Consider the following 26,999-nt stretch of genomic DNA (forward strand, 5'->3'; position numbering starts at 1 on the left):
TCTCATGGACTCGACGCGTACGCAGGTGGCGGTCGTCGGTGCCGGACCGGCCGGACTGGCGGTCGCCAACCTGCTGCGACAAAGCGGCATCGACACCGTACTTCTTGAGGAACAGAGCCGAAAGTTTGTCGAACAGCGGCCGCGTGCCGGATTCATCGAGGAATGGGCCGTACGCGCACTCGACCGGCACGGCCTCGCCGACCAGCTGCTGCGCGAGGCCGAGCAGCAGGACCGCTTCGAGTTCCGGTTCGAAGGCGCGCGCCACGTCGTACGCTATGGCGAGGTGGTGGAAGGCCGGCATTTCCTCTATCCACAACAGTTTCTGGTGGCCGACCTGGTTGGCCTGCACACGTCCAACGGCGGCGACGCACGCTTCCAGGTCAGCGACGTACGGTTGGCAGAGCTGGAAAGCGCGCGGCCGGTCGTCACGTACGTGGACGCGACCACCGGCCGGCAACACCGGATCGACTGTGACTTCGTCGCCGGCTGCGACGGCGCACACGGCGTCACACAGACCTACTTTCCCGCCGCGACAACGATCCGAGCGCGGCACGACTACGGCATCGGCTGGCTCGCCATGCTGGCCGAGGCGCCACCATCGGCCGACTGCGTGTTTTTCGGCATCCATCCGCGAGGTTTCGGCGCACACATGGCGCGCGGCCCGCGGGTCACCCGGTTCTATCTCGAATGCCGCCCCGGCGACACACCGGAAAACTGGCCGGACGATCGCGTCTGGACGGAGCTGCACGCGCGGCTCGGCACCCCGGACGGACCAATCAACGAAGGCCCGATCTTCGAGAAACGCGTGCTGGACATGCACAACTACGTGACCGAGCCGATGTCCTACGGCCGGCTGCATCTGGCTGGCGAGTCGGCGCATGTCGTCGCGCCGATCGCGGCGAAAGGCATGAACCTGGCGATCAACGACGCGCTTCTGCTGGCCGAAGCGATCGCCGCGTACTATCGCGGCGACCCGTCGCGGCTGGCCGGCTATTCGACGGCCTGCCTGCGCCGAGTCTGGCAATACCAGGAGTTTTCGCAGTGGTTGTCCGACATCTTCCACAGTGGCACGGCGGATCCGTTTAAGGCTCGGCTGTCCCAGGCACGGGTCCGCCGACTGCTCGGCTCGCGCGAGGCGCTGGTGGCATTTGCGCAGCTTTATCTGGGGATCGACGCCGACTTCTAAGGTCTTCTGCCCTTTCAGGCACGAAAGCACTACCCCGCGTCGGATACCTTGAAACACGGGGATTCGACCCGTGGGGAGGAACGGTGCGCGCACCGGCCGACAGGGAACAGCAGAAGCCGGCCGTGCCGCGTGACCGACCGCCGAAATCGGCCGACCACCACGAAAATCGCGGCATGTCACCGGGCCAGCGGCTCAATGCCGCGGCCATGCAGCGGTTGCAGCGTACGGCCGGAAACCGTGCCGTGTCGCGGATGGTCGCTCCCGCGCCGCCGACCCCCACGGTGACATCCGGCGGCTCGGCCGAGGCTCCGCTCGAGGACGTTCCCGTACAGCGACTGGCGCCCGATGCCGGTGGCCGTCGCGGCCCCGCGTCTGATGCGAAGTTCACCGCGCTCAAGCGTGAGGTGAAGTCGAAGCAGCAGACAATGGCCAAGCACGCGCCGGCGAAATCAGAGGCGGACGCGGCCGGAGCGGCCGCCAAGCCGCCGGCCGACGACAAGCTGGCGCAGGGAAAGACGGCCAACGCGGAGAAGATGAACGCCGCCAAGCCGGGCGAGTTCAACAAGGCGGCGTTCATCAAGGCGGTCAACGACGCGATCGCGGCGCAGGCGCCCAAAAACCTGGACGAGGCCGACCATTTCTCCTCCTCCGGCAAGGCCGACGCGGTCAAGGGCCAGGTCGCCGGCAAGGTCGCCGACGGCAAGAAAGCCTCCGCCGGCGCGATCGACACCGCCACCAAGGCCGCGCCGGACACGTCGAAAGCCGTGGAAAAACCGGTCACTCCACTCAAACCCGACCAGCCGCCACCAGCACCCGGCGCACCGAACCCGGCCAACGCCATCCCCGACAAGGCACCGGCCTCGGCGACAGATTTCTCCGCCGGCCCCAAGCAGGTCGACGACCAGATGTCGCAGGCTCAGGTCACCGAGGACCAGCTGGCCAAGTCCAACGAGCCGGAGTTCACCGACGCGCTGCACGCCAAGAAGGACGGCGAAAAACACTCCGCCATCGCGCCGGGTCAGGTGCGTGCGGCCGAGGACAAGACACTGGCCGGCGCGAAGGCGCACGCCGCGTCCGCCGGTGCGACGGCGATGAACGCGCTGGCCGCTGACCGCAAGACCGCTGGCGCGCAGGTGACCTCCGGCAAGCAAGGCGCGCAAAGCAAAAACGAGACGCAGCGCGCGCAGGTCACCGCGAAACTGCAAAAGGTCTTCGACACCACCAAAACCGACGTCGAGGCGATCCTTTCCGGCCTGGACAAGCAGGTCGACGACAAGTTCACCGCCGACGAGAAGGCCGCGCGGGACGCGTTCACCGCCGACCACAAGCGGCGGATGGACGAATACAAGGACAAGCGCTATTCCGGCTTCACCGGAAAACTGCGGTGGATCAAGGACAAGTTCGCCGGCCTGCCGGCCGAGGCCAACCAGATTTTCGTCACCGCGCGGCAAGGTTACGTGTCGCGTATGCAGACCGTCATCTCCGGGATCGCCGACCTGATCGGCGGTGAGCTCAACCGCGCCAAAGCGCGCATCGCGCAGGGCCGTACGGAGCTGCAGGCCGAGGTGCAGAAACTGCCGAAGGACCTGCAGGCAATCGGCAAGCAGGCCGCCGGCGAGTTCGGGTCGAAGTTCGACGAGTTGACCGAGTCGGTCGATGCCAAAGGCAACGACCTGGTCAACACGCTGGCCTCCAAATACACCGAGGCGCTCAAAGGCGTCGACGACGAGATCGCCGCGGAGAAAGAGAAAAACAAGGGCCTGATCGCCAAGGCCGTCGACGCGGTCAAGGGTGTCATCGACACCATCCTGAAACTCAAGGACCTGTTGCTCGGCGTACTCGCCAAAGCCGCCTCCGCCGTGATGGCGATCCTGAAGGACCCCATCGGTTTCCTGTCCAACCTGGTCTCCGCGGTCGGTGCCGGCCTGAAGGCCTTCATGGCCAACATCGGTACGCACCTGAAGAAAGGCCTCGTCGGCTGGCTGATGGGCTCGATGGCCGAGGCCGGCGTACAGCTGCCGGAAAAGTTCGACCTGCGCGGCATCATCACCATGATCGCGTCCATGCTCGGCCTGACCTGGGGCTCCATCAAAGCGCGGATCATCTCGCGCGGCGTACCGGCACCGGCCATGGAGGCGGTGGAAAAATCCGTACCGGTGGCGCAGAAAATCGCTTCTGGCGGCATCGGCGCGGTGTGGGAGGACATCAAGGAACGCGTCGGCGACATCAAGGAAAACCTGTTCTCCAAGATCAGCGAATATCTGATCCCGACGGTGCTGATGGCCGGCATCACCTGGATCATCTCGCTGCTCAACCCGGCCTCGGCGTTCATCAAGGCCTGCAAGATGATCATCGACATCGTCACCTTCATCGTCGAACGCGGCGCGCAGATCATCGAGTTCGTCAACTCCGTCCTGGACGCCGTCATCGCCATCGCCGGCGGCGGCTCGGGCGGCGTACCAGCGCTCATCGAGAAAGCCCTCGCCAAGTCCATCCCCGTACTGATCGGTGCGCTCGCGGCGATCCTCGGCGTTGGCGGCATCGCCAACAAGGTCAAGTCGTTCTTCCAGTCGCTGGCCAAGCCGGTCAACAAGGCCATCGACTTCATCACCGACAAGATCGTCGGTTTCGGCAAGAAGATCTGGGCCAAGATGAAGGCGAAGTTCGGCAGGGGCGGGAAGAAAGGCAATCTGGACGGTGGCCTCAAGGCCGCGCATGGCGCCATCAAGCGCGGTCCGGACGAGCCGGCCGTCCAGTCGAAGCTGCCCGGCATCACATCCCGCTACGGACTTGCCAGCCTTCGCCTTGTCGTCGACCGCAAGGAAGGCGTCTACGAGTACGTCCACGCCGAGGCGACCGTACAACGGTCGGACACGCCGTCCGAACGGATCATCTCGCCAGAAGACAAGAAGAAGCTGGAGAAACTCGAGGCCAAGCTGAAGAAGAGCGAGGACGCGATCGCGGCCAAGCGCCAGAGCATTCTCGACCACACCGTACGGCCACTCCTCAAGGTCGGCAGCTATGCCGGCACACCGAGACCGGCGTCCAGTCGGGTGCCAACGGACGCCGATCGCGCGTGGGCCAACCGCGAGGGTCCACTACACGGCTGCCACACCTGCACGAGAACGGACAAGCCGCTCTACATTCCGGACCACCAGCCGGCCAGCGAACTGTTCGACATCATGTTGGACGGCAAGCCGGTCGTTCCGGCCGGCGCACAACTGCTCTATCCGCACTGCCAGAGTTGCTCGGTCAAGCAGGGCGGTACGGTGACAGGGTTGAAGAGCAAGATCGCGAAGTACGAGCGGATGAAAGCCGAAGCGCAGACGATACAGGCCGAGATCAAGGCATTGAAGGGGAGCCGGTGAGCAACTCTCAGGACGACAGCCGCAAGGCCGAGGTGCTGCGTCAGCTCGACGCGGCCCAGGAAGACTATTCACTGCTGTCCCCAGGGAATTCCAACTATCCCGACGCCGCGATGCGGCTCATCGCCTATGTCTCGGAAACGGATTGGCTGCTCACCATCCAGCTCGTGGCGTGGGGAAAAGCCGAGGCTCAGTTCGTACGGTTCGTTCAGGTCTTCGGAAACCGGCTGGAGGAACCCGGCGAGCTCTTCCCATCCGAGGTGGTCGCGGCGGCCGGCGAAACTCCGCTTTTCATCGAAGGTAAGCTGCAGGCCGACCTGTTCGACTACGAGGTCACCATCGGCGGCTCTCCACAGCACTTCTCGTACTCTGCCGAAGATTACGCAGAAGCCGGGATCGACCTCGAAGAAACACCGCGCGAGCTCGCCTTCATCCGGTTGCTGGCCGCTCGTCATCCCGATCAGCTGCTGCTGGACGAGGACGCGGTGCTGGCGGCAGTGGACCAGCCCGGTCTGCACCCCGTCCTTCGGCTGAGCGACTGGGTGCATCCTGATCCAGGTGAGGACGAACTGCCCAGCGAGCTGCCGTGTTTCGTCGCAATCGCCGACTCGATCGCGCTCGGCAAAGCCACCGACCTCGATTCCTGTGGCGGCGGTTGATCCGGCCGGCAAACGATCAAGGAAGTCTCGTGGGCGTTCTCACGCCAAATGCTGCGTCACTTGGTTCTCCGTCGTACGCATATGGCGGAATCTGTGGACGATCGGCTCGGCGCGCGCATTGCCGTATCATCCGCTGCCAAGAACGTCAGCGGCGCCTCGTGGCTGCCGAACTGATAGCCGACGGCCCCCTGGCACAGTTGTCTCAGGACTCCGCGAGGATTTCGTTGAGGACATGGCGGGAGTTGGCGGCCAGCGCCGGATTGGTGTCCTTGTAGTAAGGCAGCTGGATGATCGCGATCGACAGGGCCCACCCGCGAGCGCGAGCCCAGGTCGCGTCGGCAACGTCGACGGCCGCGCGAAAATCGGCGCGTACGGAGGCTGGCAGCAGATTCCACGCGTTGATCAGGTCACAGGCCGGCTCGCCGACGCCGAGCGCGGCGAAGTCGATGACCGCCGTGAGATGGCCGTCCCTGACCAGGATGTTGCCGGGCGAGAGGTCAGCGTGGATCCACACCGGTGGCCGGTCCCATCGCGGTGCGGCCAACGCCGCGTCCCATGCTTTCGTGACCGCCGCGGTGTCGATCAGGCCTTCGCTGCGCGCGATCGCATCTCGCGTGTACGCGTCGCGACTGGCCAACGGTAGGCCGCGGTCGGCCACCGGACCGCCGGTCGTGTCGATTTCACGCAGTGCCTTCACAAAGGCGGCGAGCTCCATCGCCAGCTGGCGCGGATCGCCGATCTGGCCGACGACCGGATTTTCCCCGTCCAGCCACGGATGTATGGCCCACGGCCATGGATAGCCGGCGGTCGGCACACCTTTCGCGAGCGGCGCCGAGACCGCCACCGGCAGGTGCGGCGCGAGCCTCGGCAGCCAGCGGTCCTCCAGCTCGATCTGCTTGGCGGCGCCAGGAATCCGCGGCATCCGTACGGACAGATCGTCGCCGAGCCGGAAAATCGCGTTGTCCGTGCCTGACGATGCCACTCGAGCGATTGTTTTGCCGGCCCACTGCGGAAACTGCTCGGCCACCAGCTTCTCGACCAGCGCGGCGTCGATGTCGAACTCGTCGGCGTGCATCCGTGTCACCAGGCCAGCTAACCGATCCGCCAGCCCGATGTCCAACCGATTTCAGAACAGCTCGCGTACGGCTCGCGCGTGCGGCAGGCTCAACGCGCGCCGAGCACGGAGTTTCGCGTCCTTCGCATCGGTCGCGCGTACGGCCTGCTTGATGGTCGCGACGGCAACGGGTGCGACACTGAGCTCGCGTATGCCCAGACCGATCAGCAATGGCACGGCCGACTCGTCGGCGGCCATTTCGCCGCAGACCGACACCGACATCCGATCGCCGGCAGCGCGTACGACCAGATCGACCAGCCGCAGCACGGCGGGGTCGAACGGGTCGGCCAGTGCCGCGACGGCCGGATTTCCGCGCTCCGCGGCCAAAGCGTACTGAGTCAGGTCATTGGTGCCGATGCTGAAGAAGTCGACGAGCGGCGCGAGCGCGGCGGCGTTCAAAGCGGCGGACGGCACCTCGACCATCACGCCGATCCGCAGTCCGGCCGGCCGGTCGTCACCGACGACCGCCACCGCCGCCTGCAGCTCGTCCACTGTGGACACCATCGGAAACATCAGGTCGACGACGTGGTCGGCGGCGACCCTGCGGATCGCGGTGATCTGGTCGCGCAGCAGTTTTGGCTGTGCGAGCGCCAACCGGATGCCACGCAGGCCGAGAAACGGGTTCGCTTCTGGCACCGACGGCAGATACGACAACGGCTTGTCAGCGCCGATATCCAGCGTACGCAGGGTGATCCGGCGTCCTCCGAACGTCTCGGCGATGCCGCGATAGGTCGCCTCCTGCTCGTCGATGGTCGGCGGTTTCGTCCGTCCCAGAAAGAGGAACTCGGTGCGCACCAGGCCGATCGCGTCGGCTCCGGCCGATTCGGCCAGAGCGGCATCGGCAACGGCTCCGACATTGGCGGCCACCTCGACGCCGACGCCGTCGGCCGTACGCGCCGGCTCGTCGGCTCGAGCCGCGGCTTCGGCCCGCTCAGAGTCATGCTTTCCGGCTCTCCACACGAAACTCGCGAGCGTTTCGGCGCGCGGGTCGATGACCAGCTCACCGCTGCCGCCGTCCATCGCGACCATCGTGCCGGCCTCGACACCGAGGATCGCCGATCCCGCACCGACCACCATGGGGATCCCCTTCGCACGTGCCAAAATGGCGCTGTGCGCGGTCGGACTGCCGCTGGCGAGTACGATCCCCGTCACGACATCCGGATCGAGCCCACTCACCTCTTCCGGGCTCAGCTCGTCGGCGGCCAAAATGCCAGTCTGCGAAGGAAAAACGCCCGGCTCGCCGATCAGCTGGCGCAGGACCTGATCCCCCACCGCCCGCACGTCCGCGGCTCGTGCGCGCTGATATTCGTCTGAGAGCGCACCAAACTCCTCGCTCATCAGCTGGACGGCGGCATCCCACGCGACCTCGGCCGTGCGGCCGGCGTCGAGCTGTCGCCGAGCCTCGGCCAGCAGCTCCATGTCTTCCAGGAGGAGCAGATGCGCGCCGAAAATGTCGGCCTGGCCGGGGCCGACCTCGCGCTCGACCTGATCGCGCCGGCGCATCGTCTCGGCGCGTACGGCCGCGACCGCGTCGGTGAGCAGCCGCCACTCCGCGGCCGGATCCCCGGCCGGCCGGCTGGAGGCACGCGGAGTCGGCCGCACAGGTGTCCACAGTGGACCGACGGCGACTCCCGGTGAGGCGGCGAGCACTCCGCCGGACACCGAGCCGCTCGACGGCTGGTCGGCGACATCGTCGAAGTCGCGCTCGGCCAGTGCGGCGACCGCGGCCACCGCATCCGCCGCGTCCGGACCGCTGGCGCTGACCTCCAGCCGATGTCCCTGACCGGCGCCGATTCCGGTGACCCGGCTCAAACTCGCGGCCGACACCGGTCCGGCACCGGTGGTCAGATCGCGGATGCGTACGTCCGCGCGAAAATCCAGCACCAGCGCGACGAGTTTCGAGGCAGGTCGCAGATGCAGGCCATGCTCGTTGCGTACGTCGAACACGGCCTGCGCGGAACCGCGGTCGCCCTCCGTTGTCTCGGTGGGCATTTTCGCCGCCAACGCGTCGATCGCCTGCGCGGCGACCGCGTCCAGCGACTGCCCGGCAGCGGCGGCCGCGGCAGCCACCACCAGACCTTCCACCAATGGCGCCGGACAAAGCCTGACCCGCTGCCGCACCTCGTCGTCCACCAACTCCAGCGCGAGCTCGGCGGACATGACCGCGCTGCCGAGATCCATCAACAGCAGGACGCCGGCCGGACCGTCGACCCGCTGGATCGCCTCCGCGATCGCACCGGCATCCGTGCCATAGGTCGCATCGTCGAGACCGGCGGCGACCACCATCGGGACCCGACTCGCATCCGGCATCTCGCGCGCGAAGGCGACCGCGGCCTCGGCGAGCGGTCGGCTGTGTGCCACCACAACGATGCCGATCACGCCTCCAGCGTAACGATCACCTCCGCGAGTACGCCGCCGGACCGGGCTCGAAACCGGGATCGACCTGCGTGGCGAGGTCGAAACCCATCGCGTCGTTGGCCCACGCTGCGGCGTTGCGCAGGTGGAATTCCACCGCCTGCCGGGTCAGCCGCTGCCAGTCCTGGCCGGACGCGTCCGCGGTTTCCTTCAGCAGCGCCAAAGTCCGCACGTTGTGCGGCTCCAGCTGGTCCAGCGACAGCGTCTCGCCCTGCTCCTGGGCGCGTACGACCACCGACTGCTCCAACCAACCGACCAGGTCGTCACCGATCTCGCGGCGCAGGTATGCCACGTCCGCCGGTCCACCGATCTTGTTGCCGACCACCGACAGCGGGATGTCGTGGTCACGCGCGTATCGGCGATATTGCTGGTAAACGCTCACGCCGCGGCGGGTCGGCTCAGCGACCAGGAAGGTGTGGTCGAAGCGGGTGAACATGCCGGAGGCGAAGGAGTCCGCGCCGGCCGTCATGTCGACGACGACGTATTCGTCGGGTCCTTCGGCGAGGTGGTTGAGCAGCAGCTCGGCGGCACCGACTTTCGAGTGATAACAGGAAACTCCGAGATCCTCCTCGGTGAACTCGCCGGTCGACAGCAGCGTCGCGCCGGCGACCCGTACGCCGAACATCCGCCACAGCTCGTTTGGCTCGGCCACCGTCAGCAACCGTGAGCCGCGTCCCGGCGGCGTGGTCTTCACCATCGCGGCTGCCGACGCGATCAGCGGATTGTCACCGCGCAGATAGTCCTTGAGCGTGTCCAGATGGTGGCCGATCGGCGGCACCGGGAGGTCGTCGAGGCCGAGCGCGGCGGCGAGATGCTGGTTGATGTCGGCGTCGACGGCCAGCACCGGCAGCCGCGCGGCGCCCAGGAAACGGACGAAAAGTGAGGTCAGGGTGGTCTTTCCGCTGCCACCCTTGCCCACGAAGGCGATTTTCACTGTGCACTCCAGCCGAGCTACTTGGTAGTGAAAATCAATATCACATAGCTGGCGGTGGCTGCGGCAGCGGGTGCGCCCCCTCGGCGCGGATGCCGTCGAGGATCGATCCGCCACAGCTCCGGCTCGGCGGCCGGCAGATCGGACACGGCCTGGCTGGCGGCGGTCAGCAGCAGCACGGCATCGTGGCCACCGATGTCCGGTCGTACGCTCCCTGCCGCTGCGCGATGCCGCCGGAGATCGGCATACCGGTGGACAAAGTCGTCATGGACTGACGTCCTTGAGCGCATTGCGCAACCAGGCCTGCGTGTTGCCGATGTGGCTGAGCGCCGCGGCGCGCGCCAGACCCGGGTCACGCGCTTCCAGAGCGCGATAGATCGCCGCGTGACCGGCGTGTGTCTGCGCGATGGCGCCGTCGTCGACGATGCCACGCCACCGGCGGGCCCGCAGCGTACGCGTCGCGAGGCTGCGCAACACCGAGACCAGCACGGAGTTTCCGGTCGCCTGCGCGATCCGGTCGTGGAAACTGGCGTCAGCACTGACAAGTTCCTCGGAGGTGGCGGCTTTTCCCATCTGTTCCATGAGATCACGCAGCTCGGCGAGCATCTCGTCGGTCACCGCGGCGGCCGCCAGCGCGGTGGCCTCCGGCTCCAACATCCGGCGCACCTCGATCAGCTCGAGGCTGGTGCCGTCGTGCAGCAGATCGACCACGAAGCTCATGACTTCCAGCAGTTGCTGCGGTTCCAGGCTGCTCACGTACGTGCCGTCGCCCTGCCGCACGTCGAGCACGCGCAGCAGCGCGAGGCCGCGTACGGCTTCGCGCAGGGAGTTGCGGGAAAGGCCGAGCTGGCTGGCCAGCTCGGCCTCGGCCGGCATCCGGTCGCCGGGGCGCAGCTCACCGGCCACGATCAGCCCCTTGATCCGGTTGATCGCCTCGTCGGTGACGCTCGGTCCCCGTCCGGCCGTCCGGCGTGTTGTCACGGCGAGGTCAGGAAAAGCTCGATGACCGGCACCGCGACCTCCGGCCGTTGCACCGGCAGCTCGAGGGTCAGCGTGTGTTCCGGCAGACCGCCGAGCTTGGTGTTCTGCGCCTGCTCGGCCGGCTCGATGACCCGCATTCCCACCTCCGAAGCATCGTGCAGGAACTGAGCGTAGTCGACCCGGCCGGCCAGGCCAGGCAAATGCAGATGTTTGAACGGCCAGCCGAAAACGTGCACGTAGAGCCGGTCGCCGCGCTGCGTGTAACGGCAGTCGGCCGGCGGCGTGAACTCGCTGCGACCCGCACCGTACACCGAACGGCCGTGCAGCCGCGCCCATTCTCCGATGCCGCGCAGCCGCTCGACCGCGCGCGGCTCGAACTCGCCGCGGCCGTTGGGGCCGACGTTGAGCAGCAGGTTGCCGTCCTTGGACACGCTGTCGACCAGCATGCGTACGAGCAGGTCGGTCGGCTTCCAGTCCAGGTTGTCCCGGTCGTATCCCCAGCTGCCGTTGAGCGTCTGGCAGGCCTCCCAGGCGACCGGCTGGCCGTCGACCTGCATCGGCGCGGACGGCTGATATTGCTCCGGGGTCACGAAATCGCCGGGGATCTCCAGCCGGTCGTTGACCAGGATGTCCGGCTGCAGGTCGCGTACCAGCTTGAGCAGTTCCTCGGACCGCCAGTCGGCCACGCCCTTGCCACCCCATTCGCGGCCGGGGTAGGAAAAGTCGAAGAACAGATAGTCGATCTGGCCGAAGCGGGTCAGCAGCTCGCGCACCTGGCCGTGCAGATAGTCGGTGTATTTCGCCATGTCGCGACCGGCGTTCGCGGCCTTGAACTCCTCGTCGTCACGCCGCGGATGCAGGCCGTCGACCGGAAAATCCGGATGGTGCCAGTCGATCAGCGAGTGATAGAAGCCAACCCGCAGCCCCTCCGCGCGAAACGCCTCCACCATCGGTGCGATCAGGTCCCGGCCGTACGGCGTGTTGGTCACCTTGTAGTCGGTGAGCTCGCTGTCCCACAGGCAGAAACCCTCGTGGTGCTTGGTGGTGATGACGAAATACCGCATGCCGGCCTCGCGCGCCATCCTGGCCCAGCCGGCCGGATCGAACAGGTCGGGGTCGAAGTGCCGGAAATACCGGTCGTAATGCGCGTCGGTCAGTTTCTCCCGGCTTTTCACCCACTCGTGCCGAGCCGGCAGCGCGTACAGTCCCCAGTGCAGGAACAGGCCGAACCGGTCGTCCTGGAACCACTCCAGAGCGGACGCTGGATTGGGTGTCGGCGAGGTCACTGGCTCTCCCTTATGGTCCGGTCGTCAACGGCCACCGAGGCCGCTCAGCGCGATCCCCCTGACGAGACGACGCTGCAGTGCGAGCACGAGGACAATGGTAAGCACCAGGATCGTGCCGCCGGCCGCCACCAGAAATCCGTTGAGCATGAAGCGGCCGAACGGCACGTACGTCTAGGCCTGGCCGAAGCTTCCCCGCTCGATGCTGGATCCAACCGGGCGTCAGCCAGGCCACATTGGTCACAACGGCACTGTCGGTCTCAATAGTCACAGTGGTCACAGCATCCGGCGAAACTGCGGGTGCGAAAGCCTTGTTTCTTGCATCTAGCGTTAGCAACTCGGCATTCATGTCGAGCTTGAGTTACACAAGGTGGACATTTAGCGTTACACATGCCGGCGAGTCTCACCTAATGGACCTTTGCGCCGCCTGCTGGGACGCCCTGGCCGACTCGACTGAAAAGCTAGCTAGCCAAGCCCGACTGATACGCGAACACCACCAACTGGGCCCGATCCCGGGCCCCCAGCTTCGTCATCGCCCGACTGACATGGGTACGCGCCGTCGCCGGACTTACGACCAACCGCTCGGCGATCTCCTGGTTGCTCAAGCCCTCGCCAACCAGACCCACCACCTCGCGCTCGCGGTCGGTGAGCGTGTGCAGGTACGGATGCGGTTTCACCGGGCGGGACGACTGTGTCACGAACTCGCGGACGACTTTCCGGGTCACAGAAGGAGAAAGTAGTGCCTCGCCGGCCGCGACGAGCCGGATGGCGCGGAGCAGCTCAGCAGGTTTGGTGTCCTTCAGGAGAAACCCACTGGCCCCATGACGAAGCGCCTCGAAAACGTATTCGTCCACCTCGAAAGTGGTGAGGACGATGACGCGAGTGTCCGCCAGGTCGGGGTCGGCGCCGATCCGGCGGGTCGCTTCGAGGCCGTCGACGCCGGGCATGCGGATGTCCATGAGCACCACGTCAGGGCGGGTTTCCTTGGCGGCACCGACCGCGGCGAGGCCGTCGGAGGCCTCGCCGACGCAGGTCATGTCGTCCTCGCTGTCGACCAGCGCGCGCAGGCCGATCCGTACGAGGTCCTGATCGTCGACGAGCAGTACGTTGATCACTGGTGCCCTCCGGTCGGCAGGCGAGCGTACACCTCGAAACGGCCATTTTCGGTGCGGCCGGCGGAAAACTCGCCGCCGAGCGCGACGACGCGCTGCCGCATCCCGGGGATCCCCAGGCCGCTGCCGGCCTCCGACTGGCCGTTGACGGCGTTGCTGACGGCGAGCGTGAGATCGTCGGGGCCGTACGTCAGGGTCACCGTCGCCTGGCCAGATCCGCTGTGCCGCAGCACATTCGTCAACGACTCCTGCACGATACGGTAACCGGTCAGGTCGACGACAGCCGGCAACGCGCGCGCCTCCCCCTCGCGGACGAAGTCGACGGTCACGCCGGCCTCGGCCATTCTTTCCCACAGTTCCGGCAATCGCGCCAGCGTCGGCGCCGGCGCGCGTTCGGCGGCGCCGTCGACGCGTCGTACGACGGCGAGCGTCGATCGCAACTCGTCCAAAGCCTCGCTGCTGGTCCGGCTGATCGCCTCCAACGCCTGCTCGGCCTGCTCAGGTTTCCTTGCCATCAAATGTAATGCCACATCGGCCTGCATCTTGATGGCGGCCAGTCCATGACCGACGATGTCGTGCACCTCCTGCGCGACCTGCAACCGCTGCTCGTCCAGGTGCTGTCGAAGCGCTTCGGCGCGGTCGCGTTCGATCGACTCGCGCCACAGCCGGATCGAGATCCCCACCGCGTACGGCAGCACGACCCACGCCGAGCCGAGCAGGGCGCCGTAGAACTGCACCACGTCCGGGTGAAAGAACACGTGCACCAACAGCACGACCAACGCCGCCAGACACGCCGGCAGCGAATGCTGGAACGGCCGGTGCCGCGCGACCGTGTAGACCGCGACCACCACCGCGAACAGCATGAGGCTGTACGGATATCCCAAGGTCAGATAGACCGTCGTGGCCAGCGTGGTCACGCCGAGCGCGACGTACGGCCAGGTGCGGCGCACGGCCAGCGCGACCAGGCCGACGACGATCAGTCCGGTGGCCAGCGCGTCGATCCGCGCCGCGTCTGGCTGCCAGAAACGCGCACCGTACGAGGATCCGACGCTGACCGGCAGCAGTACGAGGGCCAGCACGACATCGCCGACAACCCTGCGCACCTTGACCACGGACACCACCTCACCAGCTCGGTTCATCTGATCATGACCGAACGCCGCTCGCCTGTCGTACGTCGAGCAACGTAGATCGGGCGGGTAGCGTCCTACCGATGGGACTGTTCACCATCGCCGAAGCGCGCGAGGAGCTGCGAAACCTCCTGCCGGTGCTGGACGAGGTCGTCGCCCTGCGCGCCGATGCCGCGGAGATCGCCGCGTCGCTGCGACCTGACGGCGAGCGTACGGAGTTGGGCACGCTGCCGGAGCTGAAGGCGGCGCAAGCTCGGCTTGACGACCTGCTGACGCAGATCCAGCGGACCGGCGCCGAGCTCAAGGGCTTCGCGCCACTGCTGGTCGATTTCCCGGCCGACCTGGACGGCGTGCCGGTGTTGCTGTGCTGGTTGGAAGGCGACCGCGAGCTGGCCTGGTTTCACCGGGTCGACCTCGGCTTCGCCGGCCGGCGCCGGCTGCCGGAAAACCGTACCGCACAATAACAATTCCACTCAGCGGAGTTAGCCGTCCGTACGGAGTCCCTACGTCGTACCAAAAGACTGGTATTCCGGCTGACCAGATCGTCCCGCGACGAAAAAATGTGCGAAACGACAGACCTTTCTCACTTGCTTAACCAGGCCGTCGAGGGAGAGCCGTTCCAACTAAATTTGCACACAACTCACTTGCGTCTTGTGATCGGATGACCCCCTAGCGTGATCGTTCGTGCCGCTTTACTCGTCCCGGGTTGTGGCCGCGGTCGGACTCGTCCTCGCGATCGGCCTGTTTCCGCAGGCCGGCAGCTCCGCGGTCGGTCCCGCCGCGCACGACACGGCTCGGACCGCGGTCCCGGACAGGCGGCATCCGATCTGCATCGTGGTGCGCGTACGCGTCGGCGGCATCTATGTGTACGTACGGACCTGCCGGCCGCCGAAGCCGACGCCGAGTCCGTCACCACCGCCGCCGCACTCGCCGCCGCCGCCGAGTAAGCAGCCACCACCGCCGCCGAGCCGCAAACCCCAGCCGAAGCCGACAACCAGTCGGCCGGCGCCGGCTCAGGCCGCGCCAGCGGTCGTGCCGCAACGGCCGCGGCCGAGCACGCCCGCGCCGGCCAAGGCGGCGCCGCCACCTCCGAGCCCCGCACCGCATTTCGTGGCGCAGCCAGCCAAACCGCGGCCGGCACCTCCCTCGCGACTGCCCCTGACCCTGGCGGTTTTCGTCGGCCTGTTGGTGCCGGCGCTGGTCGTGGCAGTCCGAGCGATGGTGCGCGTGCGGCGGTAACACGGGCAAACCGCCTGCGCGCGTAGCACCGAAAGGACCGAAGCATGGTCGTGATCCTCACTGGCGTCGGCGTGATCCTGCTCGCCGCGGCCGTGTCCGTCGGCGGTTTTCTGTTGATCTCCAGGTACGTCCCGGAGCGGTGGCTGGTCGCCGACGCGGACGCCGCCGGCGCGCTCTATGCCAGCATCGGCATGGTCTACGCGATTCTCATCGCGATCGCGGCGATCGCGGTCTGGGAACCGCACAGCGACGCGGACGCCGCCACCAGCCGGGAGGCCGCCGACCTGGTGGAGATCCGGCAGCTGAGCCAGCAGCTGCCGGCCGCCGACCGGCCGGCGATCCAGAAGCTGGTCACCGCGTACACCGCCTCGGTCGTCTCGGAGGAATGGCCGGATCTGCGCGACAATCGCTCCGGCAATCCGCACTCGGACGCGCTCTTCCAGCAGCTTCGGGACGCCGTCGGCAAGGTCAACCCGGTCTCCAACCAGGAACAGAGCGCGTACGGCCTGGTGCTCGGCCGGGTCTCGGACGCCGCGGACGCGCGGCGTACCAGGATCAGCGCGGCGGACGAGGGAATGCCGCCGTTGCTCTGGCCGGTGCTGATCGTCACGAGCATGGTGACGGTCGGCTTCCTCTATCTCTTCGGACTGGACCGGACTTTCCCGAACGGCATCATGATGGCCACCGTCGGTGGCATGATCGCCCTGGTTCTCTTCGTGATCTACCAGATCGAGTACCCGTTCAGTCGTGGTCTCGCCATCGATGTCGAGGCGTTTCACACAGCCCTCCAGCAGTTCGGCGGCCCCTGATGCCGACGACTACTGGCCGGTACGACCCGCGTACCACACGTGACCGCTCGTTCACTACCCTCTTATCGGTGGATATGCCGTGATTAACGCTGCTTCTACAGTCGGTGGCATCAATCGCCCACCGCGTCCGTTAGGTGACAAAAAGATTGGCCGGCCGCGCACGTACGAGCGCTGCCACCAGGGAGAGAGCATGATCTCCGATCTCGATGTCCCGTTAGGCAAGCGCATCGAGTTGGCTCGGCGGCGGCGCGGGCTGTCCAGAGCGGTCCTGGCCGGACTGGTCGGCCGCAGCGCCGAGTGGATCCGCCAGGTCGAACGTGACGAGCGGGCGGTGGACCGGCTCTCCATCCTGCTCCGGCTGGCCGAGGTGCTGAAAATCTCTGACGTCGCGGGGTTTCTCGGCAGCGCGATGCCGCAGGCGCCGCGGCGCAGCGCGCCTCAGGTGCAGGTCAACGAGCTCAGAGAGCTGCTCTATCAACCAAAACTCACCCGCGAGCCGGCGCCGGCCGACGACGACGACGGGCAGCTTGACCACCTGCGCCGCGACCTCGCCGAGACCTGGACCGGTTGGCAGGACTCGCCAAACCGCTACACCATCACGTTGCGGCGGCTGCCGGCACTGCTGCGCGCCATCGACGAGATCGCCGACGCCGGCGAGTGTGCCGACCAGCTGATCGCCGGCACGTACCGGCTGGTGTCGGCCGTGCTGCGCCGGATCGGTGACCAACCGTTGGCGTTGCTGGCCATCGAACGGGCCGTCGAGGCGGCGCGGCGCACCGGCGATCCACTGGCCGAGATCACCTGCGCCGGCGGCTTCGCCACCACCCTGCTCAGCCTCGGTTTTCCCGACCGCGCAAGGCAACTGGCGTTGTCACTGCTGGACGAGCTGCAGACGCGGGTGCCGGCCGAGTCGGCCACGGAGATCTCGGTGTACGGCGCGATGCAGCTGACCGCCGCGGAGGCCACCGCCGCCGACGACGACCAGGTCGCCGCGGAGCGGTTGCTCGACCAGGCCAGGCAGACCGCGGCCCGGCTGGCCGACGACCGCAACGACTACCGGACCGGTTTTGGCCCCACCGACGTCGAAATCCACGCCGTACGGATCGCGCTCACCTTCGGCCGGTCGCGGCATGCCTTACGGATAGCCGAAACCGTCGACACCGGGCGGATTCACGCGCGCGAGCGGCGAGCCAGGCACTACATCACCGTCGCGCAGGCGCACAGCCGCGAGAGCAACACCTTCGGCGCGATTTTCAGCCTGTTGAAGGCCGAGGAGGCGTGTCCGGAGGAGATCCGGTTCAGCGCTGAGGCACGGGACGTGGTGCAGGACCTGCTGGCCCGCGACAACGCGTTGGTGCGTACGGATTTGTGGGCCCTGGCCGAGCGTTCCGGCCTGGCCTGATCACAACTGAAGTTGTCCGGCGGCGACGCGACGGCGTTCTCGGCATGACAAATCCGTGAACGGTAGCGACGCTTATCATCGTACGGTCCAATTTTTGTTGGCCGCCAACCCGCGCATCGGCTGATCCACAAACCGGCTTGTCTACCCACCGCGCTGCCGTCAATACGCTCCGTTTATCGCGTCCTGAATGCAGTCAGGCCGTTTATCGAAATTGCGATGGGTGGTGTCGGAAGTGACCGTAACGGATCCGGATCTGGGTGTTGACGAGGAACAGCCGCAGCTGAGCTTGGGCACCGCGGCGGCCCGGAATCTGGCCACGACAACGAAATCCGTCCCGCAGATGCAGGCGATCACCTCACGGTGGCTGGTGCGCCTGCTGCCGTGGGTGCAGGCCGCCGGTGGCGTCTATCGGGTCAACCGCCGGCTGAGCTACACCGTCGGCGACGGACGCGTCACGTTCGTGACGACCGGCGCGGACGTACGGGTGATCCCGCAGGAACTGCGCGAGCTGCCGATCCTGCGGTCGTTCGACGACGAGGCGGCACTGTCCGCGCTGGCCGACCGGTTCACCCAGCGCGAGTTCGGCGCCGGTGAGGTGCTGGTCGAGTTCGGCTCCCAGGCAGACCAGGTTTTCCTTATCGCACACGGGAAAATCGACAAGCTGGGGACGAGCAAGTACGGCGACCCGACGGTGTTGGGCTCGCTCGCCGACGGCGACTACTTCGGCGACCAGGTCATCACCGACGAGCAGAGCATCTGGGAATACACCGCGAAAGCCGTCACGCCGGTGACCGTACTGTCGATTTCCCAGCAGGCGCTGGCAGAAGTCATCGACCGTACGGAGCTGCTGCGCGAACACATTCAGCAGGCGCGGCAGGCACCGGCCAAACCGGCCAATCCGCACGGCGAGGCGGCCATCGACGTGGCCTCCGGTCACGCCGGCGAGCCGGACCTGCCTGGCACCTTCGTCGACTACGAGACCTCGCCGCGCGAATACGAGCTCAGCGTCGCGCAGACCGTGTTGCGCATCCACAGCCGGGTCGCCGATCTCTACAACGAGCCGATGAACCAGGTCGAGCAGCAGCTGCGGCTGACCATCGAGGCATTGCGTGAGCGGCAGGAGAACGAGCTCGTCAACAACCGCGACTTTGGCTTGCTGCACAACGCGGATCTGCAGCAGCGCATCCAGACCCGCAGCGGTCCGCCGACGCCGGACGACATGGACGAGCTGATCGCCACCGTCTGGAAGGATCCCAGTTTCTTCCTGGCGCATCCCCGGTCGATCGCGGCTTTCGGCCGTGAGTGCAGCAAACGCGGCATCTATCCCAGCAGCGTCGACATCGGCGGTCACCTGATCCCGGCCTGGCGCGGCATCCCGATCTATCCGTGCAACAAGCTGGAAGTCAGCGACACGCGTACGTCCAACATCCTGCTGATGCGGGTCGGCCAGGAGAACCAGGGTGTCATCGGCCTGCACCAGACCGGCCTGCCGGACGAATACCGGCCCGGACTTTCGGTGCGGTTCATGGGGATCAGCGAGAAGGCGATCATGTCCTATCTGGTCAGCGCGTACTATTCGGCCGCCGTCCTGGTCCCGGACGCACTCGGCGTGCTGGAAAACGTGGAACTCGGCCGGGAGGACTGACCGGTGTCGGTATCCGAGTCCGACCTGGAGGTCGACGAGAAACCGAGGCTCAGCCTCAGCACGGCCGGTGCGCGTACGCTGGCCACCACCACCAAGTCCGTGCCGCAGATGCAGAGCATCACACCGCGGTGGCTGTTGAAAAAACTGTCGTGGATCCAGGTCTCCGGCGGTGCCTACCGGGTCAACCGGCGGCTGACCTACACCGTCGGCGACGGCCGGATCACCTTCGTCAGCACCGCCGACCAGGTGCGGGTGATCCCACAGGAGCTGCGGGAAATTCCGCTGCTGCGCGACTTCACCGACGACGCGTCGCTGACCGCGTTGGCCGACCGTTTCCGGCAGCGCGAGTATGCCGCCGGTGACGTGATCGCCGAGGCCGGCCAGCCGGCCGACCGGGTTTTCCTTGTCGCGTACGGAAAGGTCAGCAAGCTCGGCACCGGGCCGTACGGCGACCCGGTCAGCCTCGGCTCGCTGGCCGACGGCGACTATTTCGGCGAGCAGGCGCTGACCGGATCGGACCGGACCTGGGATTTCACCGCGAAGGCGGCCACCAGGGTGATCGTACTGGAGCTGCAGTTTCAGGCCTTCCAGGAGATGAACGGTCAGTCCGAGCCATTGCGCGCTCACATCCAGGACGTGCTGTCGCGGCCGGTGAGGTCGCAGAACGCCCGCGGCGAGGCGGAAATCTCGCTGTCGGCCGGACACGCCGGCGAGCCGGACCTGCCCGGCACGTTCGTCGACTACGAAACCTCACCGCGCGAGTACGAGCTCGGTGTGGCACAGACCGTGCTGCGCGTCCACACGCGCGTCGCCGATCTCTACAACCAACCGATGAACCAGACCGAACAGCAGTTGCGGCTGACCATCGAGGCACTGCGCGAACGGCAGGAAGACGATCTCATCAACAACCGCGATTTCGGCCTGCTACACAACGCGGATCTCAAGCAGCGCATCCAGACCATCAGCGGCCCGCCGACGCCGGCGGACATGGACGAGCTGCTGTCCCGGCGCCGGAAAACCCAGCTTTTCCTGGCACATCCGCGGACCATCGCGGCGATCGGGCGCGAGTGTACGGCCCGTGGCGTCTATCCGGACCCGGTGCCTGTCGACGGCCGGATGGTGATGGGATGGCGCGGCGTACCGATCTTCCCGTGCGACAAGATCCCGGTCACCGAACAGGGGACCAGCTCGATTCTGGCCATGCGTACCGGTGAGAAAAGCGAGGGCGTCATCGGCCTGCAGCGGACCGGCCTGCCGGACGAGAAGGAGCCGGGACTGAACGTACGGTTCATGAGAATCACCGAGAAGGCGATCCTGGAATATCTCGTCAGCGCGTACTACTCGGTGGCCGTCCTGGTGCCGGATGCGTTGGGGATCCTGGAAAACGTCGAGCTCGGCCGCTGAGGGGAAGCCGCATGACGATCGTCGAGGTGGAATCCGCCGGCCGGTCCGCACGGGACGTGCTGGACGCGGCCCGGCGGCTGGTGGATCCCGCGTTGCGGGCCGCCGTCGACACATTGCCCGCCTCGATGGCGCAGATGGCCGGATATCACTTCGGCTGGCTCGACGAGCTCGGCCGGCCGGCGCACACCAGCGGCGGCAAGGCGATCCGTCCAGCGCTGGTGCTGGCCGCGGCCGAAGCCGTCGGCGGCACCGTCGACGACGCGACAGCCGGCGCCGCGGCGGTCGAGTTGGTGCACAACTTCTCGCTGGTGCACGACGACGTCATGGACGGCGACGCGACCCGCCGGCACCGCGCCACGGTGTGGAAGGTTTTCGGCCGCAACGCGGCGATCCTGGCCGGCGACGCGCTGCTCACTCTCGCGCTTGAGGTGCTCGCCGGCTTCGACCACTCGGCGATGCGGCGCGCGATGCGGTTGACAAACGCGACCGTGCTGGAGCTGCTCGAGGGACAGAGCCAGGACACCGCCTTCGAGCATCGGTCCAATGTGGACATCGCCGACTGCCTGGCGATGGCGGAGAAAAAGACCGCGGCTCTGCTCGGTTGCTCGTGCGCCGTCGGCGCGACGTACGGCGGTGGCGGTCCGGCGCAGGTCGAGCGGATCACCCGGTTTGGCCGGCGGTTGGGCCTGGCCTTCCAGCATGTGGACGACCTGCTCGGCATCTGGGGTGATCCGGCCGCGACCGGCAAGCCGGTGTTCTCGGATCTGCGCAACCGTAAGAAAAGCCTGCCGGTGGTCGCGGCGATGTCGGCCGGCACGCCGGCGGCCGTCGAGCTTTCGCAGCTGTACGGCCGAAAGGCCGGGCTCTCGGACGCTGAGCTGGCTCACGCCGCCGAGTTGGTGGAGGCGGCCGGAGGGCGCGCGTGGAGCCAGCACCAGGCCGAAGCGTTGCTCGCGGAGGCGCTGGACGAGCTCGAGGCGGCTGGCCCGACCGCAGGCGGTGCCGCCGAGCTGACCGCGCTGGCGCGGCTGGTCATCCAGCGTGACCACTGACTCGTTCTTCGTGGTGAAAGGAAAAGTGTGATCGACCCCGACTTACCGGACTGGCGGGCGGTGCGCGGTGCGCGCACGGTCCTGCTCGCCTCGCCGCGCTCGTTCTGCGCCGGTGTCGACCGTGCTGTCGAGATCGTCGAACAGCTGCTGGCTCACCGTCCCGGTCCGGTTTACGTCCGCAAGCAGATCGTCCACAATGTCCACGTCGTCGACGATCTCCGGTCGCGCGGCGCGATTTTCGTTGAGGAGCTTGACGAGGTGCCCGACGGCGCGACCGTCGTCTTCTCGGCGCACGGCGTCTCCCCCGCGGTACGAGCCGAAGCGGCCCGCCGTGGCATGGACGTGGTCGACGCGACCTGTCCGCTGGTCACCAAGGTGCACGCCGAAGCGCGACGCTTCGCGGCTCGCGGCGACACCGTCGTCCTCATCGGCCATGCCGGCCATGAGGAGGTCGACGGCACGCTCGGCGAGGCACCGGACCGGACCGTGCTGGTCGACTCACCGTCCGATGTGGACAACCTGGTCATCGACGATCCGAGCCGAGTGTCGTTCCTGACGCAGACCACTCTCTCCGTCGAGGAGACCGCGGAGGTGATCGACGCGCTGAAGGCTCGTTTCCCGGACGTACGCGGCCCGGCGTCCGACGACATCTGTTATGCCACGACCAACCGCCAGGAGGCGCTGAAAGCCGTCGCCACCGAGTCGGATCTGGTGCTGGTCGTCGGATCGCGCAACTCGTCGAATTCCCGCCGGCTCGTGGAGTTGTCGTTGCGGCGCGGCACACGCGCTCATCTGGTCGACGACGCCGGCGAGATTTTGCCGGAATGGCTGGCAGACGCGCGCACGGTCGGACTGACCGCCGGCGCCTCGGCTCCACCTCACCTGGTCGATGAGGTGGTGGAATTGCTGGCGTCATTAGGACCGATCGACGTCGTCGAACGTGAGACCACCCGGGAGACCGTCCACTTCGGACTGCCGGCCAGGCTGAACGCACCGCATCCCAACGAAACGAAGGAGCTGTCGGACATGACATCCATCGACCAGCGCGTCGTACGCACCGCCTACCAGCAGTCGATCGCCGACTACTGGAACAAGGAGAAAGACCCGGTCAACCTGCGACTCGGCGACGTCGACGGTCTCTATCACCATCATTACGGCATCGGCGCGTACGACCCCGCCGTGCTCGACGCTCCGGCCGCGGTCCGCGACGAGGCGATCATCGAGGAAATGCACCGTCTGGAGACGGCGCAGGCCGACGTATTACTCGACCATCTCGGTGCCATCGGCCCAGGTGACCGCTTACTGGACGCCGGATGCGGCCGTGGTGGAACGAGCATCATGGCCAACCAGCGCTTCGGCTGCCGGGTCGACGGAGTGTCGATCTCCGAACAGCAGGTCGAGTTCGCCAACGAGCAGGCGAAAAAACGCCGAGTCGACGACCGCGTGACATACCATCTGCGCAACATGCTCGACACCGGCTTCGAAACGGGGGCGTTCAAGGGTGCCTGGAACAACGAAAGCACCATGTACGTCGACCTGTTCGAGCTTTTCGCCGAGCACGCACGACAAATCGCACCCGGCGGCCGCTATGTCGTCATCACCGGCTGCTACAACGACGTGACCGGTGGCCGTTCGCGCGCGGTCAGCCAGATCGACCAGCACTACATCTGCAACATCCACCCGCGCAGCGAATACTTCAAAGCCCTGGCCGCCAACGGATTCGTCCCCATCAACGTCGTCGACCTGACCGCCGCGACGATCCCGTACTGGGAGCTGCGCGCGCAGTCCGCGGTCGCCACCGGCATCGAGACGCCGTTCCTGACCGCGTACCGCGAAGGCAGCTTCCATTATCTGCTCATCGCCGCGGACCGGATCTGACGGTGATGTCCACTTTTCTCGCCGGACCCATCGGCCTGGGCACCTCGGCGGCGCGCATCGCGACGCAGTTCGCCGTCGATCCCGGTTATATGGAGAGATCCTGGGGTGACGGGTCGGCCTCGCCGCTCTACTGTCCAGTGGTCGAGCGGATCGACGAGCCGCTCGCCGAGGAGGTCGACCGCCGGCTGGTCGCCTGGGCCGGGGACTGCGGGTTCACCGGCGAGGGACTCGACCAGATTCGCAACGCCGGCTTCGGAAAACTCGTGATGCTGACGCACGCGGACTGCGACGATCCCGACCTGCTGCTGATCGCGGCGCAGTTCAACGCGGCCTGGTGGGCCGCCGACGACTATTACGCCGACGACAGCGAACTCGGTGCCACGCCGACGAAACTTCCGCCACGGCTCGCGCTGGTGATGGCCGCGATGGACCAGGTCGCGCCGGCCGGCGAGTTTTCCCGCCAGCTCGACCAAGGCCTCCAGTCCGACCCGATCCTGGTGGCACTGCACTCCTGCGTCGAGCACCTGGCCCGGCACGGCACGCCGGTGCAGATCCAGCGGGTCTGTTACGCGACCTTCTCGATGTTCGTCACCTGGGACGCGTACGCGGCCTGGCGGTTCACCGGTGCCTATCCGCCGGCGTGGGAATATCTCGCCGCGCGCCAGCACGACAGCTTCTACACGTCGATGACGTTGGTGGATCCGGTCGGTGGATACGAATTGCCGGCGGCCATGTATTACGATCCCCGGGTCCGGGAGGCGCTCATGCGCGCCGGCACCGCGGCCGTACTGGTGAACGACCTCCACTCGGTGTCCAAGGACGCCGCGGACGAGAAGCCGGTCTGCAACATGGTGCTGCAGGTCGCCGCGGACCGGGATTGTTCCATCGCGGAGGCGACCGAGATCACCGTCGACCTGCACAACAGTCTCGTACGCGATTTCGAGGAGGGCCACCGAAAACTCCGGACCGTACCGTCGCCGGAGCTGCATCGGTTTCTGCGCGGGGTCAAGGCATGGATGGCCGGCGGCTTCGAATGGCACGCCACGAATCCGCGCTATGACTAGCCCGGGTGTCGCCGAATAGACTCCGCGCCATCAGCAACTCCTCAATCAAGGTGGTGTGACCGCAGGCCCCAGCCGACGACCGCCAAAACGTCACCCCTCGCGTAGTAGTAGGGCGTGTTTCCAAACCCTCGGTGCTGTTTTCGGGCATGCTGGGGTGATGGTGTTTAGGCAGGAGATTTCGGACGAGTCGTGGGCTTTGTTGGAGCCGTTTTTTCCGAAGTGGAAGGGGAATGGTCGGCCGATCTCGGATATGCGGCGGGTGGTGGAGGGGGTCGCGTGGCGGTTTCGGACCGGGGCGCCGTGGCGGGATATGCCGGAGCGTTTCGGGCACTGGAACACGATTTATGGCTGGTTCTGGGACTGGTCGAAAGACGGTACCTGGGATCGAGTGCTGCAGGAGGTGCGGAAACAGGCCGCCAGCGCTGGTGACCTGGAGTGGGTGGTGTCGGTGGACGGGTCGATCGTGCGTGTCCATCAGCACGGCGCAACCCTCGCGCGCGACACGAGTGACGCAGGTGACCACACAGGGGGCTCTACAGGGGGCTCTGTCGAATTACAAGAAAACCCGCGACCCCGGACCAGGTGAACCGGCCGGTCACGGAATCGGTAAGTCCAGGGGTGGCCTGACGACGAAGTTCCACGTCGCGGCCGACCTCAAGCAGCGACCGTTGGGGCTGGTGGTCACCGGCGGACACGCCGCGGACTCCACGTTCATGCACGTGGTACTGGAGACCATCAGCATCTCCAATGGCCGGCCCGGCCGGCCGCGGACCAGGCCGGACCGGGTGATCGCCGACAAGGCGTACACCGGCAAGCCGTGCCGCGACTACCTGGCCCGGCGCGGCATCTCCATGAGAACAGACAAAACCGCACGCAGCTACCTCACCGGACTCACCCTCGCCGCCACGCTCATCTGGACCAAATCACTAGTTTAGAAACACGGCCTAGTGACGGCTATTGCGCTTCAACGCGCGCGGCGCGATTTTGCGGTGGCATGCAACGGAAAACTCGCGACCCTGGCGGCCCGGGCTTGTCGGTCGGTTTGGTATTATTGGTGGCATGACCACTCCTTCATTTCAGCCGGCGGATGATCCGTCGTTGCTGTCCGGCAAGGAGGAGTTCGCGGCCGCGTTGCGGTTGGCGGAGCACGCGGTGCGTACGGCCAAAGCCACGCTTCTGGCGGTGGTGAAAGCCGCCGATGACCAGACGATCGCGACGCAGTTCGGGCACGCCGACACCGCGGCGTTCCTGGAGGATTTCCTGAAGTTCTCCCCCACCGAGGCCAGCCGATGCGTGCAGCGCGCTCGCACGTTCTGCGGCAGCCGCGCGTTGGCCACTGGTGAGAAGTTGGCGCCGCAGTTGGAATACGCCGGTGATGCCATGCGCCGCGGTGAGCTTGCCGATTCGCAGTTGGACGCGATCCGCACGATTATCACCAAGTTGCCGCGTCGGATCGGTATCCAGGAGCGGCGGTTCGCCGAGAAAACGTTGGTCGACGCGGCGTCGCAGTTGCGTGCGCGTGAGTTGCACCAGCTCGGCAACCGCGTCCACGGCCACCTCGACCCCGACGGAACACAGCCCTCGGAAGAAGAAAACGCCACGCCACGCCGCGAGCTGTATTTGCGCACCGGCACCGATGGTCGGCTCGCGTTCCACGGCAGCTTCGATGCCGAGACGGGCAGCCTGATGCAGGAAATCCTGTCCCCGCTGGCCAAGCCACGCACCGACGACAAAGGCAAAACCAAAGACCGCCGCTCAACCGCCGAACGCAACGGCGACGCGTTGGCCGACGCGCTGAACCTGATCGCCGACAGTGAGAAGCTGCCGATCCAGGGCCGCGAGCGTCCCCACCTGACCATCACCTTGTCCTGGGACATGCTCAAGGACAAGCTCGGGCAGGTCCGCGCGTACGACAACACCGTCCTCAGCCCCGAAGCCGCCCGCCGGCTAGCGTGCGACTGCGACATCACCCCGCTCGTGCTCGGCACCCAAAGCGAAGCATTGGACGTCGGCCGCACCGAACGGCTGGTCACCGACGAGCTGCGTAAAGCGTTGATCGCGCGTGACCGCGGCTGCGCGATGATCGGCTGCACCCGACCCGTACGCTGGACGAAAGCCCACCACGTGCGGCACTGGGCCGACGGCGGTGAAACCTCCATCGACAATTGCGTGCTGCTGTGCGAATTCCACCACCGACAGATCCACCACGGCGACTGGCAAGTCCAGATCGTCGACGGCGTACCGGAATTCATTCCACCGCAGTACGTGGACTTCGAGCAAAAGCCGCTACGAAATACCTACCACCTGTTCAACTGAGACCGAACAGGTGGCCC

At 66.6% G+C, this 26,999-nt stretch carries 24 protein-coding genes and 1 pseudogene; 17 read left to right on the forward strand and 8 right to left on the reverse strand.

What is annotated here, in order from left to right; genetic code table 11:
• Positions 1 to 4: 4 nt before the first annotated feature.
• The 3 genes from GNX95_RS13150 to GNX95_RS13160 all read left to right on the forward strand — a co-directional run bounded on the left by GNX95_RS13150 (position 5) and on the right by GNX95_RS13160 (position 5,210).
• Positions 5 to 1,186, forward strand: a complete 1,182-nt coding sequence (locus GNX95_RS13150) for a 4-hydroxybenzoate 3-monooxygenase (RefSeq protein ID WP_163507373.1) — start codon at positions 5 to 7, stop codon at positions 1,184 to 1,186.
• An 83-nt stretch (positions 1,187 to 1,269) separates the two neighbouring features.
• Positions 1,270 to 4,554: a phage tail protein gene (locus tag GNX95_RS13155; protein ID WP_163507374.1), complete on the forward strand. Its 3,285-nt coding sequence runs from the start codon at positions 1,270 to 1,272 to the stop codon at positions 4,552 to 4,554.
• Positions 4,551 to 5,210, forward strand: a complete 660-nt coding sequence (locus GNX95_RS13160; protein ID WP_163507375.1) for a DUF7003 family protein — start codon at positions 4,551 to 4,553, stop codon at positions 5,208 to 5,210. Before GNX95_RS13155 ends, GNX95_RS13160 begins: the two co-directional genes overlap by 4 nt.
• 202 nt (positions 5,211 to 5,412) lie before the next feature.
• On the opposite strand, the gene GNX95_RS13165 is transcribed toward GNX95_RS13160, so the two are convergent.
• Genes GNX95_RS13165 through GNX95_RS13175 form a run of 3 tightly spaced genes read right to left on the reverse strand, consistent with a single transcriptional unit; the run spans position 5,413 to position 9,673 of the window.
• Positions 5,413 to 6,285 carry an aminoglycoside phosphotransferase family protein gene (locus GNX95_RS13165; protein WP_163508024.1) on the reverse strand — a complete coding sequence of 291 codons (873 nt, stop codon included), beginning with the start codon at positions 6,283 to 6,285 and terminating at the stop codon, positions 5,413 to 5,415.
• A 51-nt stretch (positions 6,286 to 6,336) separates the two neighbouring features.
• Positions 6,337 to 8,703, reverse strand: coding sequence for a phosphoenolpyruvate--protein phosphotransferase (gene ptsP / locus GNX95_RS13170; protein WP_222853549.1), 2,367 nt, complete (start codon positions 8,701 to 8,703; stop codon positions 6,337 to 6,339).
• A 16-nt stretch (positions 8,704 to 8,719) separates the two neighbouring features.
• Entirely contained in the window at positions 8,720 to 9,673 is a 954-nt protein-coding gene (locus tag GNX95_RS13175) for an ATP-binding protein (RefSeq protein ID WP_163507376.1), read from the reverse strand.
• Between the two features lie 89 nt (positions 9,674 to 9,762).
• Between GNX95_RS13175 and GNX95_RS13180 the strand changes: the two genes are divergently transcribed.
• Positions 9,763 to 9,945 carry a hypothetical protein gene (locus GNX95_RS13180; protein WP_163507377.1) on the forward strand — a complete coding sequence of 61 codons (183 nt, stop codon included), beginning with the start codon at positions 9,763 to 9,765 and terminating at the stop codon, positions 9,943 to 9,945.
• On the opposite strand, the gene GNX95_RS13185 is transcribed toward GNX95_RS13180, so the two are convergent.
• From GNX95_RS13185 to GNX95_RS13205, 5 genes are all read right to left on the reverse strand, one after another.
• On the reverse strand, positions 9,935 to 10,651 hold the full coding sequence (locus GNX95_RS13185) for a FadR/GntR family transcriptional regulator (protein ID WP_163507378.1): 717 nt from the start codon (positions 10,649 to 10,651) through the stop codon (positions 9,935 to 9,937). The two genes, GNX95_RS13180 and GNX95_RS13185, sit on opposite strands and share 11 nt — an antisense overlap.
• On the reverse strand, positions 10,648 to 11,937 hold the full coding sequence (locus tag GNX95_RS43140) for an alpha-L-fucosidase (RefSeq protein ID WP_163507379.1): 1,290 nt from the start codon (positions 11,935 to 11,937) through the stop codon (positions 10,648 to 10,650). Before GNX95_RS43140 ends, GNX95_RS13185 begins: the two co-directional genes overlap by 4 nt.
• A 24-nt stretch (positions 11,938 to 11,961) precedes the next feature.
• Complete coding sequence (locus GNX95_RS13195) at positions 11,962 to 12,102, reverse strand: hypothetical protein (protein WP_163507380.1); 141 nt, start codon at positions 12,100 to 12,102, stop codon at positions 11,962 to 11,964.
• 293 nt (positions 12,103 to 12,395) lie between these two features.
• On the reverse strand, positions 12,396 to 13,049 hold the full coding sequence (locus tag GNX95_RS13200) for a response regulator transcription factor (RefSeq protein ID WP_163507381.1): 654 nt from the start codon (positions 13,047 to 13,049) through the stop codon (positions 12,396 to 12,398).
• Positions 13,046 to 14,185, reverse strand: a complete 1,140-nt coding sequence (locus tag GNX95_RS13205) for a sensor histidine kinase (protein WP_222853551.1) — start codon at positions 14,183 to 14,185, stop codon at positions 13,046 to 13,048. Before GNX95_RS13205 ends, GNX95_RS13200 begins: the two co-directional genes overlap by 4 nt.
• A gap of 71 nt (positions 14,186 to 14,256) precedes the next feature.
• Between GNX95_RS13205 and GNX95_RS13210 the strand changes: the two genes are divergently transcribed.
• From GNX95_RS13210 to GNX95_RS13265, 13 genes and pseudogenes are all read left to right on the forward strand, one after another.
• Entirely contained in the window at positions 14,257 to 14,637 is a 381-nt protein-coding gene (locus GNX95_RS13210) for a DUF2203 domain-containing protein (RefSeq protein WP_163507382.1), read from the forward strand.
• A gap of 220 nt (positions 14,638 to 14,857) precedes the next feature.
• Positions 14,858 to 15,412: a hypothetical protein gene (locus GNX95_RS13215; RefSeq protein WP_163504685.1), complete on the forward strand. Its 555-nt coding sequence runs from the start codon at positions 14,858 to 14,860 to the stop codon at positions 15,410 to 15,412.
• A 44-nt stretch (positions 15,413 to 15,456) separates the two neighbouring features.
• On the forward strand, positions 15,457 to 16,221 hold the full coding sequence (locus tag GNX95_RS13220; protein ID WP_163507383.1) for a bestrophin-like domain: 765 nt from the start codon (positions 15,457 to 15,459) through the stop codon (positions 16,219 to 16,221).
• 190 nt (positions 16,222 to 16,411) lie between these two features.
• Positions 16,412 to 17,623, forward strand: a complete 1,212-nt coding sequence (locus tag GNX95_RS13225) for a helix-turn-helix domain-containing protein (RefSeq protein ID WP_163507384.1) — start codon at positions 16,412 to 16,414, stop codon at positions 17,621 to 17,623.
• Between the two features lie 232 nt (positions 17,624 to 17,855).
• Positions 17,856 to 19,268: a family 2B encapsulin nanocompartment shell protein gene (locus GNX95_RS13230; protein WP_246281585.1), complete on the forward strand. Its 1,413-nt coding sequence runs from the start codon at positions 17,856 to 17,858 to the stop codon at positions 19,266 to 19,268.
• 3 nt (positions 19,269 to 19,271) lie between these two features.
• Positions 19,272 to 20,672 (forward strand): family 2B encapsulin nanocompartment shell protein, encoded by a 1,401-nt coding sequence (locus tag GNX95_RS13235; protein ID WP_425483882.1) that lies wholly within the window; start codon positions 19,272 to 19,274, stop codon positions 20,670 to 20,672.
• Positions 20,673 to 20,683: 11 nt separating this feature from the next.
• Complete coding sequence (locus GNX95_RS13240) at positions 20,684 to 21,724, forward strand: family 2 encapsulin nanocompartment cargo protein polyprenyl transferase (protein WP_163507386.1); 1,041 nt, start codon at positions 20,684 to 20,686, stop codon at positions 21,722 to 21,724.
• A 27-nt stretch (positions 21,725 to 21,751) separates the two neighbouring features.
• A pseudogene (locus tag GNX95_RS13245) lies at positions 21,752 to 22,717 on the forward strand (4-hydroxy-3-methylbut-2-enyl diphosphate reductase); the annotation flags it as partial.
• A gap of 33 nt (positions 22,718 to 22,750) precedes the next feature.
• Complete coding sequence (locus GNX95_RS13250; protein WP_163508028.1) at positions 22,751 to 23,602, forward strand: geranyl diphosphate 2-C-methyltransferase; 852 nt, start codon at positions 22,751 to 22,753, stop codon at positions 23,600 to 23,602.
• A gap of 5 nt (positions 23,603 to 23,607) precedes the next feature.
• Positions 23,608 to 24,666 carry a family 2 encapsulin nanocompartment cargo protein terpene cyclase gene (locus GNX95_RS13255; protein ID WP_163507387.1) on the forward strand — a complete coding sequence of 353 codons (1,059 nt, stop codon included), beginning with the start codon at positions 23,608 to 23,610 and terminating at the stop codon, positions 24,664 to 24,666.
• A gap of 157 nt (positions 24,667 to 24,823) precedes the next feature.
• Positions 24,824 to 25,252, forward strand: coding sequence for an IS5 family transposase (locus GNX95_RS44275; protein ID WP_425483883.1), 429 nt, complete (start codon positions 24,824 to 24,826; stop codon positions 25,250 to 25,252).
• On the forward strand, positions 25,182 to 25,601 hold the full coding sequence (locus GNX95_RS44280) for a transposase (RefSeq protein WP_425483884.1): 420 nt from the start codon (positions 25,182 to 25,184) through the stop codon (positions 25,599 to 25,601). The genes GNX95_RS44275 and GNX95_RS44280 overlap by 71 nt, the downstream gene beginning before the upstream one ends.
• 124 nt (positions 25,602 to 25,725) lie before the next feature.
• On the forward strand, positions 25,726 to 26,982 hold the full coding sequence (locus GNX95_RS13265) for an HNH endonuclease signature motif containing protein (RefSeq protein WP_163507388.1): 1,257 nt from the start codon (positions 25,726 to 25,728) through the stop codon (positions 26,980 to 26,982).
• Positions 26,983 to 26,999: the final 17 nt, after the last annotated feature.

The organism is Fodinicola acaciae, from assembly GCF_010993745.1.
GTDB classification, from domain to species: domain Bacteria; phylum Actinomycetota; class Actinomycetes; order Mycobacteriales; family HKI-0501; genus Fodinicola; species Fodinicola acaciae.

What these genes read in the sequence shown, in the direction of transcription:
- GNX95_RS13250 (WP_163508028.1), top strand. Translation starts at nt 22,751, where the DNA reads ATGACATCCATCGACCAGCGCGTCGTACGCACCGCCTACCAGCAGTCG.
- GNX95_RS44275 (WP_425483883.1), top strand. Translation starts at nt 24,824, where the DNA reads ATGGTGTTTAGGCAGGAGATTTCGGACGAGTCGTGGGCTTTGTTGGAG.
- GNX95_RS13180 (WP_163507377.1), top strand. Translation starts at nt 9,763, where the DNA reads ATGCCGTCGAGGATCGATCCGCCACAGCTCCGGCTCGGCGGCCGGCAG.
- GNX95_RS13150 (WP_163507373.1), top strand. Translation starts at nt 5, where the DNA reads ATGGACTCGACGCGTACGCAGGTGGCGGTCGTCGGTGCCGGACCGGCC.
- GNX95_RS13265 (WP_163507388.1), top strand. Translation starts at nt 25,726, where the DNA reads ATGACCACTCCTTCATTTCAGCCGGCGGATGATCCGTCGTTGCTGTCC.
- GNX95_RS13210 (WP_163507382.1), top strand. Translation starts at nt 14,257, where the DNA reads ATGGGACTGTTCACCATCGCCGAAGCGCGCGAGGAGCTGCGAAACCTC.
- GNX95_RS13240 (WP_163507386.1), top strand. Translation starts at nt 20,684, where the DNA reads ATGACGATCGTCGAGGTGGAATCCGCCGGCCGGTCCGCACGGGACGTG.
- GNX95_RS13165 (WP_163508024.1), bottom strand. Translation starts at nt 6,285, where the DNA reads ATGCACGCCGACGAGTTCGACATCGACGCCGCGCTGGTCGAGAAGCTG.
- GNX95_RS13255 (WP_163507387.1), top strand. Translation starts at nt 23,608, where the DNA reads ATGTCCACTTTTCTCGCCGGACCCATCGGCCTGGGCACCTCGGCGGCG.
- GNX95_RS13220 (WP_163507383.1), top strand. Translation starts at nt 15,457, where the DNA reads ATGGTCGTGATCCTCACTGGCGTCGGCGTGATCCTGCTCGCCGCGGCC.
- GNX95_RS13225 (WP_163507384.1), top strand. Translation starts at nt 16,412, where the DNA reads ATGATCTCCGATCTCGATGTCCCGTTAGGCAAGCGCATCGAGTTGGCT.
- GNX95_RS13205 (WP_222853551.1), bottom strand. Translation starts at nt 14,185, where the DNA reads ATGAACCGAGCTGGTGAGGTGGTGTCCGTGGTCAAGGTGCGCAGGGTT.